Source organism: Acidocella sp., from assembly GCF_027352905.1.
Lineage (GTDB): Bacteria > Pseudomonadota > Alphaproteobacteria > Acetobacterales > Acetobacteraceae > Acidocella.
This window is the reverse complement of sequence record NZ_DAIEIF010000056.1, coordinates 1-14,952: the sequence shown is the minus strand read 5'-3', so window position 1 is coordinate 14,952 and position 14,952 is coordinate 1. Positions and strand designations below refer to the sequence as shown.

19 protein-coding genes are annotated in these 14,952 nt (G+C 63.9%); 5 read left to right on the top strand and 14 right to left on the bottom strand.

Going from position 1 to position 14,952, the window contains the following annotated elements; all coding sequences use genetic code 11:
* The 13 genes from M7H45_RS10835 to petA form a co-directional block, all read right to left on the bottom strand.
* A partial coding sequence (locus tag M7H45_RS10835) for an AMP-binding protein (protein ID WP_298216841.1) occupies positions 1-384 on the bottom strand: 384 nt, incomplete at its 3' end.
* A gap of 48 nt (positions 385-432) precedes the next feature.
* Positions 433-891: a MaoC family dehydratase gene (locus tag M7H45_RS10830; protein ID WP_298216840.1), complete on the bottom strand. Its 459-nt coding sequence runs from the start codon at positions 889-891 to the stop codon at positions 433-435.
* Positions 892-906: 15 nt separating this feature from the next.
* Positions 907-1,287, bottom strand: a complete 381-nt coding sequence (locus tag M7H45_RS10825) for a MaoC family dehydratase (protein WP_298216839.1) — start codon at positions 1,285-1,287, stop codon at positions 907-909.
* Position 1,288: 1 nt separating this feature from the next.
* Positions 1,289-1,672, bottom strand: coding sequence for a hypothetical protein (locus M7H45_RS10820; protein ID WP_298216838.1), 384 nt, complete (start codon positions 1,670-1,672; stop codon positions 1,289-1,291).
* Positions 1,673-1,674: 2 nt separating this feature from the next.
* Positions 1,675-2,082: a Zn-ribbon domain-containing OB-fold protein gene (locus tag M7H45_RS10815; protein ID WP_298216836.1), complete on the bottom strand. Its 408-nt coding sequence runs from the start codon at positions 2,080-2,082 to the stop codon at positions 1,675-1,677.
* Between the two features lie 2 nt (positions 2,083-2,084).
* Entirely contained in the window at positions 2,085-3,236 is a 1,152-nt protein-coding gene (locus tag M7H45_RS10810; protein ID WP_298216835.1) for a thiolase family protein, read from the bottom strand.
* Positions 3,229-4,056: an enoyl-CoA hydratase/isomerase family protein gene (locus tag M7H45_RS10805; protein ID WP_298216834.1), complete on the bottom strand. Its 828-nt coding sequence runs from the start codon at positions 4,054-4,056 to the stop codon at positions 3,229-3,231. The genes M7H45_RS10810 and M7H45_RS10805 overlap by 8 nt, the downstream gene beginning before the upstream one ends.
* A complete protein-coding gene (locus M7H45_RS10800; RefSeq protein WP_298216832.1) occupies positions 4,053-5,192 on the bottom strand; it encodes an acyl-CoA dehydrogenase family protein in 1,140 nt (379 codons plus the stop codon). Before M7H45_RS10800 ends, M7H45_RS10805 begins: the two co-directional genes overlap by 4 nt.
* Before the next feature lie 161 nt (positions 5,193-5,353).
* Positions 5,354-6,754: an MFS transporter gene (locus M7H45_RS10795; RefSeq protein WP_298216830.1), complete on the bottom strand. Its 1,401-nt coding sequence runs from the start codon at positions 6,752-6,754 to the stop codon at positions 5,354-5,356.
* Between the two features lie 11 nt (positions 6,755-6,765).
* Positions 6,766-7,284: a uracil-DNA glycosylase family protein gene (locus M7H45_RS10790; protein ID WP_298216845.1), complete on the bottom strand. Its 519-nt coding sequence runs from the start codon at positions 7,282-7,284 to the stop codon at positions 6,766-6,768.
* 47 nt (positions 7,285-7,331) lie between these two features.
* Positions 7,332-8,042, bottom strand: a complete 711-nt coding sequence (locus M7H45_RS10785) for a cytochrome c1 (RefSeq protein ID WP_298216829.1) — start codon at positions 8,040-8,042, stop codon at positions 7,332-7,334.
* Positions 8,039-9,148 carry a cytochrome b N-terminal domain-containing protein gene (locus M7H45_RS10780; protein ID WP_298216827.1) on the bottom strand — a complete coding sequence of 370 codons (1,110 nt, stop codon included), beginning with the start codon at positions 9,146-9,148 and terminating at the stop codon, positions 8,039-8,041. Before M7H45_RS10780 ends, M7H45_RS10785 begins: the two co-directional genes overlap by 4 nt.
* Positions 9,149-9,164: 16 nt before the next feature.
* Complete coding sequence (gene petA / locus M7H45_RS10775) at positions 9,165-9,722, bottom strand: ubiquinol-cytochrome c reductase iron-sulfur subunit (RefSeq protein WP_298216825.1); 558 nt, start codon at positions 9,720-9,722, stop codon at positions 9,165-9,167.
* Positions 9,723-9,827: 105 nt separating this feature from the next.
* On the opposite strand from petA, the gene hemF reads away from it, so the two are divergent.
* Positions 9,828-10,688 (top strand): oxygen-dependent coproporphyrinogen oxidase, encoded by an 861-nt coding sequence (gene hemF, locus M7H45_RS10770; RefSeq protein WP_298216823.1) that lies wholly within the window; start codon positions 9,828-9,830, stop codon positions 10,686-10,688.
* A 7-nt stretch (positions 10,689-10,695) separates the two neighbouring features.
* Here the strand turns inward: hemF and M7H45_RS10765 are convergent, their stop codons facing one another.
* Positions 10,696-11,196, bottom strand: coding sequence for a hypothetical protein (locus M7H45_RS10765; RefSeq protein WP_298216822.1), 501 nt, complete (start codon positions 11,194-11,196; stop codon positions 10,696-10,698).
* 242 nt (positions 11,197-11,438) lie between these two features.
* On the opposite strand from M7H45_RS10765, the gene M7H45_RS10760 reads away from it, so the two are divergent.
* The 4 genes from M7H45_RS10760 to M7H45_RS10745 form a co-directional block, all read left to right on the top strand.
* The gene (locus tag M7H45_RS10760; protein WP_366145541.1) at positions 11,439-11,762 is read left to right on the top strand and encodes a septation inhibitor protein; all 324 of its coding nucleotides are present in this window, start codon (positions 11,439-11,441) and stop codon (positions 11,760-11,762) included.
* Positions 11,763-12,065: 303 nt separating this feature from the next.
* Positions 12,066-13,025, top strand: coding sequence for a pyruvate dehydrogenase (acetyl-transferring) E1 component subunit alpha (pdhA, locus tag M7H45_RS10755; protein WP_298216842.1), 960 nt, complete (start codon positions 12,066-12,068; stop codon positions 13,023-13,025).
* A gap of 7 nt (positions 13,026-13,032) precedes the next feature.
* Complete coding sequence (locus M7H45_RS10750) at positions 13,033-14,382, top strand: pyruvate dehydrogenase complex E1 component subunit beta (protein ID WP_298216821.1); 1,350 nt, start codon at positions 13,033-13,035, stop codon at positions 14,380-14,382.
* A gap of 17 nt (positions 14,383-14,399) precedes the next feature.
* Positions 14,400-14,952: biotin/lipoyl-containing protein (locus tag M7H45_RS10745; RefSeq protein WP_298216819.1), on the top strand; the 553-nt coding region annotated here is incomplete at its 3' end.

The following is a 14,952-nucleotide window of genomic DNA, read 5'->3' as shown; positions in this document are numbered from 1 at the left end:
GGTTTCGGCGAAGCCGAGCATGAAGCGCAGCTCATGCTCGCGGAAGATGGGCATGAGCGGGTTGATGACCGCGCCGATGCGCGCGCAGGCGAGATAGGTGGCGGTGAATTGCCACCAATTCGGCAATTGGCAGGCGACAACGTCGTTCTTGCCGATGCCTAGCCGTGACAGCCCGATGGCGATGCGGTCCGCCATGCGGGCCAGCTCGGCATAGGTAAAGCGCCTCACCTCCCCAGTCTCGGCCCGGTAGGCGGTGAGGGCGGTCTTGTCAGGGCATTCTTTCAGGGCGGAATCAAGCGCATCATTGATGGTGATGTCCCGCCAATAACCCTGCGCCACCATGGCGGCGCGGCGAGGGGGTAGCAAAACGGCGTCAAACTGCATAATTTTTACCTCTCAACCGATGAATGGCCGCTCAGCCAATATGTCCCGTTATCCCGTTCCGCTTTTGTTGGGAGACCGCCACATCATTAATTTTTGCGTGAATTCAAGCACCTGAATTTTATTTTGGTTGTTTACCCTTATTCGGCCAAAGAACAGTCCTCTCATTTGGTCCGATAATAATTTTTTATCCTCCACTGCCACGATCGTTTGCAGCGTGTCGCCCGGTCGAACCGGAAAAGAGAACTTAAAACCGTTCAGCTCCAGCCCGGCGATCAGCGAAGGCCCCAAAACCTCCTCCATCATCCCGATCGATATCGCGGCGGTCAAAAGCCCCGGCACAATTCTTCCGCCATAACTCGTCGTTCTCGCGAATTCCTCATCAATGAAAATCGGTACCTTTATCCCAGCTAGACAGGTGAAGTTTACGATGTCGGTTTCCGTGATGGTCCGGCCATAACTCCTGAATTCATCTCCCACATTCAAATCATCGAGATAATACCCAGACATTTTGTCTTCGTTTTCCTATTTGTTGAGCGTCAAAGTTCCGGAGATCACAATGACGCCCTTCTGGTTTTCCACCGTCACGTCATAAACACCCGCGGCGTCAGACTTGGCGCGGCCTCCCGCCCGCACGGTATCATCCTCTCTCACCGGATGGATAAACCGCACATCCAGGCAGGCGCCCTCAGCGGCGCCCGGACCGTAGGTTTTGCGGAGCGACTGCCAGATGAGATTGAGGGACAGCATGCCGTGAGCGATGATGCCTCCCATCGGGGTGCGGGCCGCGAATTCCGGATCGAGATGGATCGGATTGAAATCATCGGTGACTTTCGCGTACCGGCGTATGGTCGCCCGGTCGATGACTTTGCTGACGCTTTCGAGTTCTGGTTTGCTGTAGCTCATATCATTTTGCCCATAAAGCTGTCATCAGGCCGGAAAACATCTCCTTGCCATCCTCGCCTCTTGTATCGAGCGAAAACGTCACCCAGCGGCGCTCGCCTTTCAGCTCCTTCCGTTCACAGCTGACCGTCGTGCACAAATCCTGGCCGGCTTCGGGCAGTTTGGCGAGCCGGAAAACCTGTTTGCCATGCACATTTCCGGGCGGGCGCGGGTGCACAACCTGGGCATAGGCGCGGATATGCACCGCCGCCATCATGCCTGGCGGCATGCGGGCACCATCCCGATCTTCTGGAAAGATTTCCAGCCATTCTTCCAAAAGATCATGTTCCAGCTTCAGGGTGAAACTGCCGATCGTCTTGCCGGGAACGAAATCGTCGAAAAGAAACATGCCTAGCTCCTCAGCCGCGCCTGCGGCAATGGGTAGCCGCCATCCGCGGCGGGCGGCTCGAAAAAGATCTCAACCTCCATGCCTATCGCGATCCGCTCGGGGTCAGCCCCGCGCAGGTTCATCATCGCGCGCGGCCCTTCCTCCAATTCGATCATCGCGATGATATAAGGCAGGTCTGGCTTGAAGGCTTCGATCGGCGCCCGGTACACCGTGGTGAAGGAATATACCGTGCCGCGCCCGCTGGCGTTGACCCAGCCCAACGCGCCGCTATGGCAGGAGGTGCAGGCCAGACGCGGCGGAAACTGCATATGGCCACACGCCTCGCAACGCTGGAGCTCGAAACGTCCCTGCTGGCAGCCAGACCAGAAGGGCTGGGTCGTCGCGTTGGGGTGAGGTAGCGGTTTGGTCATGCTCAAAGCCTCCCGAGCACCAGCGAAAAATGAACCGAGAGAATGCCGCCATCCCCATGCACGAAGCCAAGCCTGGCATTGGCAACCTGGCGGCCCGCGGCCTCACCGCGTAATTGCCGCACCGCCTCCACCACATGGAACATGCCGCCCGCCGCGCCGGAATGGGCGTAAGACAAGAGCCCGCCATGGGTATTGCAGGGCAGCTTGCCATCCAGGTCCAGCGCGCCGGAGAGAATTGCCGGCCCTGCCTCGCCCCGGCCGAAGAAGCCGATCGATTCGAGCTCGGCCAGCAAGGTAATGGTGAAGCTATCATAGATTTCGGCGACATCGATGTCCGCTGCCTTTATCCCCGCCCGGCCAAAGGCCTGGGCGGAAGATTGCTTGCAGCCGAAATCGGTGAAGGATGGCGCCGCGACGATGTGTTCATGCGTATTCATCTGGCCGGTGCCGAGGATGGCGATCCCGGGCTTGCGCGTATCCCGGGCCGCATCGGCGGCGCTGACCACCACGGCGGCGCCGCCATCGGAGATGAGGCAGCAATCGAGCAGCCGCAACGGCGTTGAGATCGGCCGGGATCTGGCAACGTCCTCAAGCGTGATCGGCTCGCGCATCTGCGCCTTGGGGTGGCGCATGGCGTTCTTGCGATGCGCGACAGCCACCCCGGCGAGATGTTCGAGCGTCACCCCATACTCATGCATGTAACGCCGCGCCACCAGCGCGTAAGCGGAAGGCACGCTGATGCCGTAAGGCCGTTCGAACTGCGCGTGCCCCACCTCGGAGAGGGCCGCCACGGCCCGGTCCCGTGTCATGCCGGTGAGACGGTTATCTCCGCAGACCACGAGCACATGCCGGCATCTTCCTGATTCGACCAGCGCGGCGGCGTGCACCAGCTGGGCGCAGGCGGTGGCCCCGCCAGCCTGCACGGCAACCGAATAAGACGGCGCGATGCCCAGAAATTCGCTCACCACCGAGGAGAGCATCAGATGCGGCTCGGTGAAGGAATACGCGCATAAAACCCCGTCGATCTCGGCGAGCGACAAGCCCGCATCCTCCACTGCCGCCATGGCGGCCTGGGCCTGCAACCCAAGCGATGTCGAGCCTTCGAGCTTTCCCACTTCCGTATCGGCGGCGCCGGTGATGACGGGGCTAGGCATCGTCGCCGCCTTTCCGCTGGGGTGATGAAAACGAATCCCAAACGAAATCCAATGGTTTTCTATCCAGGAATTTCGCGACGGCCGCGTGATGATAAGGCGTTTCCATCACCACCGCCTGCGCGTAGGCCTCCATCTCAGCCAGCGCATGCCGGTCGAGATTGAATGACTGGTTGAGAATGGTCTTGGCCATGCCGATCGCGTCGGTCGAGGCATGGCGGAAACGTTCAGCGAAGGCCATGCCCGCCGCCAGAGGATCGCCTTGCGGGACGATCTCGTGAACGATTCCCAGTTTCCAGGCTTCCTCGGGCCCGAGAACACGCCCGGAGAAAATCAGCTCCTTAGCGCGTTGCAGGCCCAGGATGCGGGGCAGCAAGTGCAGCCCGCCCAGGTCCGGCACGAGACCGATGCGAATGAACACCGCGCACATCAGCGCGCGCGGCGTGGCCAGTATGAAATCAGCCGCCAGGGCCATATTGAACCCGGCGCCAAAAGCCGGGCCGTCCACCACCGCGACCACCGGCATTTCCAGGCCCAGCAACTCGCTGAACCAGAGATGCAAACGCCTGATGCGTTCTCGATTGGCCATGGCGGGGCGCCGGCTCTCCGACAAGGCGCGCAAATCGCCGCCCGCGCAAAACGCGCCGCCGGCCCCGGTGATCACCAGCGCCTTGGCCCCGCCCTGCGCACGCAATTCCCGCAAGGCGAGTTCGATCTCCCCGCGCATGGTGAGATCCAGCGCGTTACGCTGATCCGGGCGGTTGAGGACCAGCCGCGCGATCTCGTTCTCAATATCGAAGCGAATGGCGTTGAAGGCGGTCATGATAATTTCAACTCGCGGGAGATGATGTTGCGTTGAATTTCGGAGGTTCCCTCGCCGATGACATAGACCAGCGCATCGCGATGAAACCGCCCCACCGGATAGTCCCGCATGATGCCCGCGCCGCCAAAAATGCGGATCGCGGACTCAGTGACACGCACCGCCGTCTCCGAGGCGATAAGCTTGACCTTCGATGCGGTCGCGCTGTCGATCGTCCCTTGATCCACCCGCCAGGCGCCGTAATAAACCAACCATTTCGCCGCCTCGATCTGTGCCGCCATGTCAGCGAGTTTGTGGGCGATGGCTTGATAATCGATGATCGGCTTTTCCCGGACGATCCTGGTCTTGGCGAAATCCAGCGCGGCCTCGAACGCGCCGCGCGCCATGCCGACGCAATTCGCGGCGACACCGACGCGGTTTTCCGAAAGGGATTCCAGCACCACGCCATAGGTTCCAAGCCGCTCGCCCAGCAGGCAGTCATCCGGCACGAAGGCATCCTCGATATGGATAAGCCCCGTCTCCGAGGCGCGGATTCCTTCTTTCTTCAGCTTGGTTATGGAGAAACCCGGATTGGGAAGCTCCACCAGGAACAGGCTGATGGCCTCGGCGCCATGGCCTGGATGCGTGCGCGCCGCCAAAGTGAGAAAATCAGCCTGCGGCGCGTTGCTGATATAAAGTTTCGATCCATTGATCCGCCAGCCGCCCGCGACCTTCTCGGCCCGGGTTTTAAGGCCGCGGACATCGGACCCGCCATCCGGTTCGGAGAGCGCGAACCCGCCGATTTTTTCTCCCGCCAGCCCCGGCCGGAAGAAGCGCTCCTTCTGCGCGGGAGTGCCGGCGCGCCAGATCGGCCAAAGGGCAAGGTGGGTATGCGCTGACCATGACGAGGCGAAGGCCTGCGACACACGGCTCATCTCCTCCCGCACGATGCAATCACTCACCTTATCGAAACCAGCACCGCCATCCGCCTCGGGATAACGCACGCCGATCAGCCCGACCTCTCCCCATTTGCGGAATAATTCACGGGGAAAAACCTCGCTCTCTTCCGCCTCCGCCACACGGGGCGCGATATCCTGCAAAGCAAAACGCCTGACAGTTTCGCGCACCTGTTCCTGTTGAGGCGAAAATTCAAAATTCATCAACCCATCCTCTGTTCGATGGAAGAAGCAGAACGTTTCCCAATAATAATATTCAAAGCGAATATCATTTTACTTGTTGAAAAGGCTAAGTCAGCTTCACTGCCGTGTCAACGAAGCCCGGCTTGGCCGAGACCGGAGAAAAGACACCAGGCCAGGCGTGGCTAATCCGCCTCCTCCAACACGGCGGCCATCGCCCGGAAAGGCCGCTCGGGCAGGAGCAGGGCGGAGACCAGGGCGGCCAGCGCCAGCACCGCCGCGCTTCCGGTGAAGAAGAGTTCAAACCCCCACGTGCCCGGCTTCGGCGCCAGCACGGCGAGCCCGAAAATGGCGACGCCCATCATTCCGCCCACGGAGCGGAAACACATTTGCAGCGCCGTCGCCACGCCCATCAGCTGCCGCGGCACGGAGTTCTGCAGCGCGACCAGCATCGGCGGCAGACAGGACCCCGCCCCCACCCCCGCCAGAAGGGTCAGCCCGTATATTTCCGGCCGCAGGGCGGCCCCGCCCGCGGCCAGGCCCAGATAGGCCGCTCCGGAAATCATAGAGCCCGCCACGGGCGGCAGCTTATAGCGCCCGGTGAGGCGCATATATTGGCCGGCGCCATACGCCCCGGCGACGATCCCCACCAGCGGCAAGGTCAGGGCCAGACCGGCGGCAGACATGGAAAACCCAAATCGTGTCTCGTAATATAACGGCAGATACGCGGCGAGGCTGGCGTTCACCGCCATCACGCAGAACCCCACCGCCGAGGTCGCCGAGGCGATGCGGCTGCCCAGAATCGCCACCGGCAATAGCGGATCGCGCCGGCTCATTTCCCAGCGGATAAAGGCGAAGCCAAGCCCCGCGCTCAAAGCCAGCAGCAGGGCAAATCGCGGCCATGCCCCCGCGCCCAGCGCATGCACCGCCAGCAGCAGACAGACCATAACGGCGGCAAGCAGCGCCGCGCCCAATCCATCGAACCGGCGCCTCGCCTTGGGTGGCGGCAAGCCGCGCAGGCTGCGCCCGGCGGCCAGCACCGCCAGGGCCGCCAGCGGCACGAATACCCAGAACACGCCGCGCCAGGACAATGTATTGGCGAGATAGCCGCCGGCGACGGGGCCGAACAGCCCGGCGAAAGCATAGGTACCGGAAATATAGACCTGATATTTTCCGCGTTCGCGGGGAGCGACGAGATCGGCGATGATGGTATTGGGCACAGCGAGAAGGCCGCCGCCGCCACATCCCTGCATCATACGCCCCGCCACCAGCATGGCCATGCTGCCCGCCGCCGCGCAGAGGACGCTACCCAAAATAAAGATCGCGAGGGAGACGATCAGCGTCGCCCGCCGCCCCCAGATATCGCTGACCGCCCCGGCGATGAGCGTGCCGGGCGTCGCGCAGAGCAGATAACCCGTGACAATCCAGGAAACGGCGCCGGGCGCATGGAAAGCGAGGCCCATCGCGTGCAGGGCGGGAGAGACGATGGCCTGCTCGACCGAGCCGATGAACATCGTCACCACCAGGCTCACCATGATCGTGTGGATTCGCCGGGCGTCGAACGCGGTCGCCAAGGTCTCGGCCATATGTCCCTCCTTCAGCCCGGCCCGGTCAGCCGCGCCACCTCCGTTTTCAGCCAGGGCAGGATTTCCGCGCCAAACCAGGGGTTACGCCGCTCCCATCCTCCCGTCCGCCAGGAGGGATGCGGCAGGGCGAGAAACCGCCCGCCGCGGTTTTGCCCGCGCACGGTCTCGGTGACATTGCCCGCGTCGAGATAGCGCCGCTGCGCATAGCCGCCGACCAGGAGGATCAATTCGATACGGGGCATCTGCGCCAGCAGCGCCTCGTGCCAGAGGGGCGCGCATTCCGGGCGCGGCGGGGCGTCGCCCCCCTGGGCGAGGCGGCCCGGATAGCAGAAGCCCATCGGCATGAAGGCGAGTTTGGCAATATCGTAGAATGTATCGCGGTCAATGCCCATCCAGCCGCGCAGCCGGTCGCCGGAGGCGTCATCGAAAGGCAGGCCGCTGGCGTGGACTTTGGTACCCGGCGCCTGCGAGATGACCAGGAGGCGGGCAAGAGCCGAGACCCGTACCACGGGCCGCGCACCCAGCGGCAGCGCCCCATGGCAGAGACGGCAGGCGCGAACCCGCGTGAGGAGCGGCTCTAGCCCTCCTCGCGCCAAATCCTCCGCTTCGCCGCCAGCGCCACCATCGCCAGCAGGGCGAAGAAAATCACGGTCCGCAGGCCGATGATATGCCGTTCCGCGAGATCGGGGTCCGAGGACCAAGTCAAAAACTCCGCCACATCCGCCGCCTCCTGCGCCGCGCTGGCTTTGGTGCCGTCAGCGTAGGTCACGGCATTATCGCGCAGGACGTTGGGCATGGAAACCTGCCCGCCTGGAAAGGCCCGGTTGTAAAAATGTCCGGGCAACAGCGTCATCCCATCCGGGGCGGGACCGAAACCGGTGAGAAATTCATAGACATAGCGGGTTCCCCCCGGCCGTTGTGCCACGATCGCGCCGAGATCCGGCGGCACCGCCCCGCCCATATTCACCGCCCCCGGCGGCTTGAAAAGCGAATCCGGTGTGGCCGCGCTGCCATCCGCCAGCTTGATGCTGGCGGCTATGCCCGCCACTTGTTCCGGCGTCAGCCCAATCCCCTCCAAATCCCGGTAATGCAGCCCGCTCATGCCGTGGCAGCTGGCGCAGACGGATTGATACACGGCGAAGCCGCGCTGGGCCGCCGCCTTATCGATGCTGCCCCGCCATCCATCTGACTGAAAATGCAGAGGGGTGAGCGTGTTCTCAGCCCGCGCCGCGCCGCAAGCCAGCAACCCGGCCGCCAGCAGCGGCGCCAGAAAACGGTGCCTCATCATGCGGCCTCCATCGCGGTCACGGCCGGCGTGAGCACGAGAAAATGAATGAAAAACCAGACGAACAACAAGATTTGGAGTCCCGCGGCCAGCGGACAAACCGCGCTGAGACCAAGCCCCAGCACATCCAGCCCCAGCAGCCAGGTCAAGGCGCGGTAGAGTCCACCTGGCGCGCCGCCGCCGGACCGGTCCAGCCAGGGGAGCGCGTAAAGCGCCGCCGCCGCCGCGATTACCGCCAGAGCGTGCCCGCCCGCGCCGGGAAACAGAGCGGTAAGGCCGGCGAGGGGGGTAAGATACCAAGGGTACGAGACCGCCGCCGGCACCGCGAGGCTGGAGGCAGGCAGTTGGCTCTGCGCCCCTTGCCCCCAATGCGGGGCGAAACACATCAGTAGCGCGAAGACCAGAGCCAGCAGCGCCAGCGCGGCGAAGGCCTGGGCGGCGTAGACCGGCCAGAACGCCACCATCCGCCCCGCGGGGGCCGGGCGCGCTTGCCGCGTGGCGGCGCAGGCGAGCCAGAGCAGGCCCGCCGCCGCCACGCCCAGCACGGCGTGAAACACCAGCAGCCGCGCCAGCGTGCCATCCCCCGGCGCGCCGCCGAAAAACCACATCGCCACTCCCCCGGCCGGGCCGGAGAGAGCCAGAGAGGCGGAAATGGCGTCGATGAGCGACCAATAGCCGCCAAGCCCGCCATTCAGCGCGAAGCCGAGCCAGCCGGCGAGCAACAGCGCCGCCAACAGGGTGACCCAAAGCATCCAACCGGCCGCCGCCGGGCCGCGATACCCCCGAGTCAGCAGCATGCGGAATAGATGAACATAGAGCAGGACGAAGCCGAGCCCGGCGCCGGTGACATGGTAGCCGCGCATGATCCAGCCGGCCGGTACCTCCAGCGCGATGAAGCGCAGCGAAGCCTGCGCCGCGCGCGGGTCGTAGAACACGGCGAGCGCCATCCCGGAAGCGAGAAGAAGGGCGAGGACCGCCCCCAGCAGCACCGGCAGGGTGGAAAGCCAGGGCGCGCCCGGAGCCAGATCCCGCCGCATGAGCCCGGCGCACAATCCGGCCAGGCAGGGCGTCGCGGCGCGCGGCCCGCCTTGTTTCGTCTCCGTCGTCATGGTCGGCACGCCCCCTTCAGCCCAATTGTATCTGGGCTTCGTTGATGAAAGTGAATCGCGGAATGGGCAGGTTGCGCCGCGAGGGCCCCCGCCGCGCCCGGCCCAGCGGGTCGTACTGGCTGCCATCGCAGGCGCAGAGCCAGCCGTCGAAATCGCCGCGCGGCTCAGAGGGGGTGTTACCCTCCAGCGCGCAGGGTGTCGCGGTGTTCAGCCCCACCACCACGACAAAGTGACGGTTGGCGGGTGCCACCCGCGATTCGAGCGAGGCCGGATCGGGCAGATCATCCATCGAGACCGTCTCGTTATCGGCGAGCTGCTTATCGGTCAGCCGCCGGATGAGAATCGGCAAGCCGCCCCACATCACCTGCCGGGCGGTATTCTCGGGAATGTCGGAAACGGTGACCACCGGCCGAGCCGCCGCCTCGCTCCCCGCATCGGGGTTGAGCGCATCGATCACCGGCCAAAGAATCGTGGCCGCTCCCACCGCTCCGCCTGCCATGGCGAGAATCGCCAAAAAACCGCGCCGGGATTCCCCCACGGGCACTGAGTTTGCGTCCGCTGTGTGGTCGACCATGATTTTACTCCCTGGAAGATCGTCTCCCTGTGAGCGTAGCGTGACCCCGGACTGAAAAAATTTCAAGTGTGGATCGTCACATCCGCTTGGCTTAAAGCGGTCGGCATGACAGAGCGCCCCGCCCATGAGAGCCTGAAACCCAGGGCCATTGAATGGTTTGCGCAGTTGCGGGACCGCATCTGCGCCCGGCTCGAGGCGCTGGAAGCGGCAGGATCGCCGGCGCAGGCCCCCGCCCGTTTTCTCCGCACGGCTTGGGACCGCCCCGGCGGTGGGGGTGGGGTGATGAGCGTGCTGCGCGGCGCCGTGTTCGAGAAGGCAGGGGTGAATATTTCAACCGTGGCGGGAGACTTCACGCCGGATTTCGCGGCCCGCATTCCCGGCACCGAGGCGGGGGCAGGCTTCTGGGCCTCGGGTATCTCGCTGGTCATTCACCCGCGCAGTCCCAAAGTACCGGCCGTGCATATGAATACGCGCATGATCATCACCGCCAAGGGCTGGTTCGGCGGCGGCGGCGATCTCACCCCGCTGCAACCCGGCACAGCCGCCGCGGCTGAGGATGCCGCCGCCTTCCACGCCGCTTACAAACACGCCTGCGACCGGCACGACCCGGCTTACTATGAAAAATTCAAAAGCTGGTGCGATGAATATTTCTACCTGCCGCACCGGGGCGAGAAACGCGGAGCGGGGGGAATTTTCTATGATTACCTGGATAGCGGTGACGCGGAAGCGGATTTCGCCTTCACCCGCGACGTGGGCGAGGCATTTCTCGCCGCCTATCCGGCCATCGTCGAGCGCCGCATGCGCGAGACCTACACACCGGAGGAGCGCGAGGCGCAGCTCATCCGGCGGGGGCGGTATGTCGAATTCAACCTGCTCTACGACCGGGGCACGATCTTCGGGCTGAAAACCGGCGGCAATACGGAGGCGATCCTGATGTCGCTGCCGCCAGAGGTCAAATGGCCTTGATCCTCCATTAAGGGACGATGCCGACGCCCCCCGGCGTGACCATGATATAGGGGACCGGCGGCGCGATCATCACCGGCGGCGGCAGCGGGGGCGCGACATAGACAGGCGGCGGCGGGGGCGGGGGCGGCGCGTAATACACCGGCGGGGGCGGAGGCGGCGCCCCGTAATAAACCGGCGCCCCTGGCACCCAAACCGGCGCCGGACCAACATAGCCGTAAGCCGGGCCCCAGCCCGCGAACCAATGCCAGTGCCGATCCCCATCCCACCAGCCATGGCCATGCCAGTCATTGTCATGATCCCAATGCCCGGGAGGCGGGCCGCCATGCCAGCCGCCGGGGCCGCCGCCATGCCAGTTGCCCCCATGCCAGTTACCGGGGCCGCCGCCATGCCACTCGCCCGGGCCTGGCCCCCCGGGACCATGCCCGCCTTGAGCGAAGGCTGGAAAAACCATGCCACCCATCAGCCCCGCCGCCAGCGCCGCGCCCCGCAACCATCTCGAAACATTCATGGGTCGCCCCTTTCTCTCAACCTTCTTAAACGCGCCGCGCGGATGGCGACACTGCGCCATAAGCAAGGCGGAATCATGACCTGACGTCCTGTGGGTCCCACGTGTCGGCCGGCTTGGCTCCCATCGCCTGAATCCATCGATGAAAGTTTAAAAATCATGAAGATATTGCAAAAAACTCTTGCAAAATTCCGCCCCAACTCTAAAGCTGCCGCCGTTCGGTATCTTTAGCGAGGAGACGAGGCTTGCTCCGTGTGATTAAAAACCGGCTCCGCGGGCTGGTGGCCCCCACCCTTCTTCTCGCTCTCACCTATTATTTCGGTTGGAACGCGGTGCATGGCCCGAGCGGGTTGGAGGCCCAGGCCGCCCAGCGCCAGCAATTGCTAAGCGCTCAGCAACAGGCGGCCTCAACCCATCAGCGGCTCGTGACCTGGCAGATGAAGGTCGCCGGGCTATCCAACCAAGCCATTCAGCCGGACATGCTGGATGCGCAGGCTCGCACCGTGTTGAACCTCGCCGAAACCAACGACATGGTGATCGATTTGGGCGGCGCCAATGAGAGCAAGTAATCTTGCGTTTTACCTGAGCTCCGCGTCATGATCGCCTAAATGCCGGCATGTATTTGATAATATTAAGTCCGGCGCGCTGGGTCGCGCTCCTATGAAGACGGAATCTCTCCCGCTCCGCCGCCAAAATTAACCAGTTCCCGGTTAATTTCCAACTTTTCATTTGTGCTATAGAAGGTTGCGCATCTACCTCTTGCGCGCCGGCGCGACAATGGCCTAGCTCTGCTCCGGAGCCAAACGGGAGCCAAGAGCATGGCCGCGAGCCCTGAAAGAACGCGCAAACCCACGAAAAAACCTGCCGAGGTGATGAGCCGGGACGAGTTGCAGGCCGCCTATGAGCAGATGCTGCTGATTCGCCGCTTCGAGGAAAAGGCCGGTCAGCTTTATGGCATGGGCCTTATCGCCGGGTTCTGCCACCTTTATATCGGCCAGGAGGCGGTGGTCATCGGCATGCAGCATTGCCTCGAGCCGGGAGACGAGGTCATTACCTCCTACCGGGATCATGGGCATATGCTGGCTTGCGGGATGGACCCCAAGGGGGTGATGGCGGAGCTGACGGGCCGCGCCACCGGCTATTCCAAGGGCAAAGGCGGCTCCATGCATATGTTCTCCAAGGAGAAAGGTTTTTTCGGCGGGCATGGCATCGTCGGCGCCCAGGTCTCGCTCGGCACCGGCATCGCCTTTTCCAACTGGTACCGGGGCAATGACCGCGTCTGCCTCACCTATTACGGAGAGGGCGCCTCCAACCAAGGCCAGGTTTACGAGAGCTATAATCTCGCGGCGCTTTGGAAATTGCCGGTGGTCTACATTATCGAGAATAACCGTTACGCGATGGGCACCTCGATCGAGCGGGCCACCGCCTCGCACGATCTTTCTCATAATGGCGAACCTTGGGGAATGCCCAGCCTGGCGGTGGACGGCATGGACGTGCTCGCCGTGAAAGCGGCGGGCCAGCAAGCGGTGGCGCATTGCCGCGCCGGCAAGGGACCGTTTTTGCTGGAAATGAAGACCTACCGCTATCGCGGGCATTCCATGTCGGACCCCGCCAAATACCGCACTCGGGAGGAGGTGCAGAAGATGCGCGCCGAGCATGACTGCCTGGACGGCGCCCGCAAGAAGCTCGAGGAAATGGGTGTGAGCGAGGCCGAGTTGAAAAAGATCGATGACTCGGTGAAAACCCGGGTGCAGGAGGCGGCGGAATTCGCCCAATCCTCACCGGAACCTGACCCCGCCGAACTTTACACCGACGTGCTGGCGGAGGGGTGAGCGCGCCATGACCGATATTCTCATGCCCGCCCTCTCCCCCACCATGACCGAGGGCAAGCTGGCCAAATGGCTGAAAAAAGTCGGCGACCCGGTCAAGGCCGGCGATGTGCTCGCCGAGATCGAGACGGATAAGGCGACCATGGAGGTGGAAGCCGTGGATGAGGGCACGCTCGCGGAGATCGTCGTGCCGGAAGGCACCGAGGGCGTGCCGGTAAACGCCGTCATCGCCCGGCTTTCCGGCGGCGCGGAGACGGGCAAGCCGCGCGAGACCGCTCCTCCGCCCCAGGCCCCCGCCATGGAGGCGCCGCGCGCCGCCGCCCCGCCCCAGCCCAAGGGCGCCCATGCCACCGTGCAGGAGCCGGTGGACAAGGATTGGGGGCCCACCAAGACAATGACGGTGCGCGAGGCGCTGCGCGAGGCCATGGTGGCCGAGATGCGGGCGGATAAGGACGTGTTCCTGATGGGCGAGGAAGTGGCCCAGTACCAGGGCGCCTATAAGGTCAGCCAGGGCATGCTGGACGAGTTCGGGCCGAAGCGGGTCATCGACACGCCGATTACCGAGCATGGGTTCACCGGCCTCGCCGTCGGCGCCGCCTTCAATGGGCTGAAACCGATCCTCGAGTTCATGACCTTCAATTTCGCCATGCAGGCGATCGATCAGATTATCAATTCCGCCGCCAAAACCCGTTATATGTCGGGCGGGCAGATGGGGGCGCAGATCGTCTTTCGCGGGCCGAATGGCGCGGCGGCGCGCGTCGCCGCCCAGCATTCGCAATGCTACGCCTCCTGGTATGCGCATTGCCCGGGGTTGAAAGTGGTGGCCCCCTGGTCCGGCGCGGATGCGAAGGGCCTGCTGCGCGCCGCCATCCGTGATCCCAACCCGGTCATCTTTCTCGAAAACGAGATTCTATACGGCCATAGCTTCGAGGTGCCGGCGGCCGAGGATTTCATTCTTCCCCTCGGCAAGGCGAGGGTCGAGCGCGCGGGCACCGATGTGACGATCATCGCCTTCTCGATCATGGTCGATGTGGCGCTCAAGGCCGCCGAGGCGCTGGCCGAGCAAGGCGTCTCCGCCGAGGTCATCAACCTGCGCACGCTGCGGCCGCTCGATGTGGAGACCATCGTCAATAGCGTGAAGAAAACCAGCCGGGTGGTGAGTGTGGAGGAGGGCTGGCCATATGCCGGGATCGGCTCCGAGATCATCGCCACCGTCATCGAGCATTGCTTCGATTGGCTGGACGCGCCGCCCGCGCGGGTGACCGGGGTGGATGTGCCGATGCCCTATGCCGCGAATTTGGAAAAACTGGCGCTGCCCCAGCCCGGCTGGGTAGTGGACGCCGTAAAAAAATTCTTTTGAGACGGGAGGGTCCGCACATGGCCACTGAAATTCTCATGCCCGCCCTCTCCCCCACCATGACCGAGGGCAAGCTCGCCAAATGGGTGAAGAAGGAGGGCGACCCGGTTAAATCGGGTGATGTCATCGCCGAGATCGAGACCGATAAGGCGACGATGGAGGTCGAGGCGGTGGATGAAGGCTATCTCGCCAAGATCCTGGTGCCGGAAGGCACCGAGGGCGTGGCGGTGAACAGCGTGATCGCCCTGCTGGCCGCGAGTCCCGACGAGAAGGTGGAAATCCCCGCCAAGCCCGCCGCCCCGGCGGCACCGCCACCGCCATCCAAGCCGGAGGCGGAAAAACCGCCTGTCCCGCCCGCCGAGGCCCCGGCGGAAAGAGGACCGCAGCATGAAAAGGCGCCGCCGCAAGGCGAGCGCATCTTCGCCTCGCCGCTGGCGCGCCGCATCGCCAAGCAGGCGGGTATCGATCTTTCGACGATCAAGGGCACGGGGCCTAACGGGCGGATCGTCCGCGCGGATGTCGAGGGTCATCACGCCCCCGCCCGGCCCGAGACGGCGGCGGCCCGCCCCGAGG

Coding starts and splice junctions, on each gene's coding strand:
- M7H45_RS10750 (WP_298216821.1), top strand. CDS start 13,033: ATGACCGATATTCTCATGCCCGCCCTCTCCCCCACCATGACCGAGGGC.
- M7H45_RS10815 (WP_298216836.1), bottom strand. CDS start 2,082: ATGACCAAACCGCTACCTCACCCCAACGCGACGACCCAGCCCTTCTGG.
- M7H45_RS10810 (WP_298216835.1), bottom strand. CDS start 3,236: ATGCCTAGCCCCGTCATCACCGGCGCCGCCGATACGGAAGTGGGAAAG.
- M7H45_RS10825 (WP_298216839.1), bottom strand. CDS start 1,287: ATGAGCTACAGCAAACCAGAACTCGAAAGCGTCAGCAAAGTCATCGAC.
- M7H45_RS10805 (WP_298216834.1), bottom strand. CDS start 4,056: ATGACCGCCTTCAACGCCATTCGCTTCGATATTGAGAACGAGATCGCG.
- hemF (WP_298216823.1), top strand. CDS start 9,828: ATGACAGAGCGCCCCGCCCATGAGAGCCTGAAACCCAGGGCCATTGAA.
- petA (WP_298216825.1), bottom strand. CDS start 9,722: ATGGTCGACCACACAGCGGACGCAAACTCAGTGCCCGTGGGGGAATCC.
- M7H45_RS10785 (WP_298216829.1), bottom strand. CDS start 8,042: ATGATGAGGCACCGTTTTCTGGCGCCGCTGCTGGCGGCCGGGTTGCTG.
- M7H45_RS10765 (WP_298216822.1), bottom strand. CDS start 11,196: ATGAATGTTTCGAGATGGTTGCGGGGCGCGGCGCTGGCGGCGGGGCTG.
- M7H45_RS10795 (WP_298216830.1), bottom strand. CDS start 6,754: ATGGCCGAGACCTTGGCGACCGCGTTCGACGCCCGGCGAATCCACACG.
- M7H45_RS10780 (WP_298216827.1), bottom strand. CDS start 9,148: ATGACGACGGAGACGAAACAAGGCGGGCCGCGCGCCGCGACGCCCTGC.
- M7H45_RS10800 (WP_298216832.1), bottom strand. CDS start 5,192: ATGAATTTTGAATTTTCGCCTCAACAGGAACAGGTGCGCGAAACTGTC.
- M7H45_RS10820 (WP_298216838.1), bottom strand. CDS start 1,672: ATGTTTCTTTTCGACGATTTCGTTCCCGGCAAGACGATCGGCAGTTTC.
- pdhA (WP_298216842.1), top strand. CDS start 12,066: ATGAGCCGGGACGAGTTGCAGGCCGCCTATGAGCAGATGCTGCTGATT.
- M7H45_RS10830 (WP_298216840.1), bottom strand. CDS start 891: ATGTCTGGGTATTATCTCGATGATTTGAATGTGGGAGATGAATTCAGG.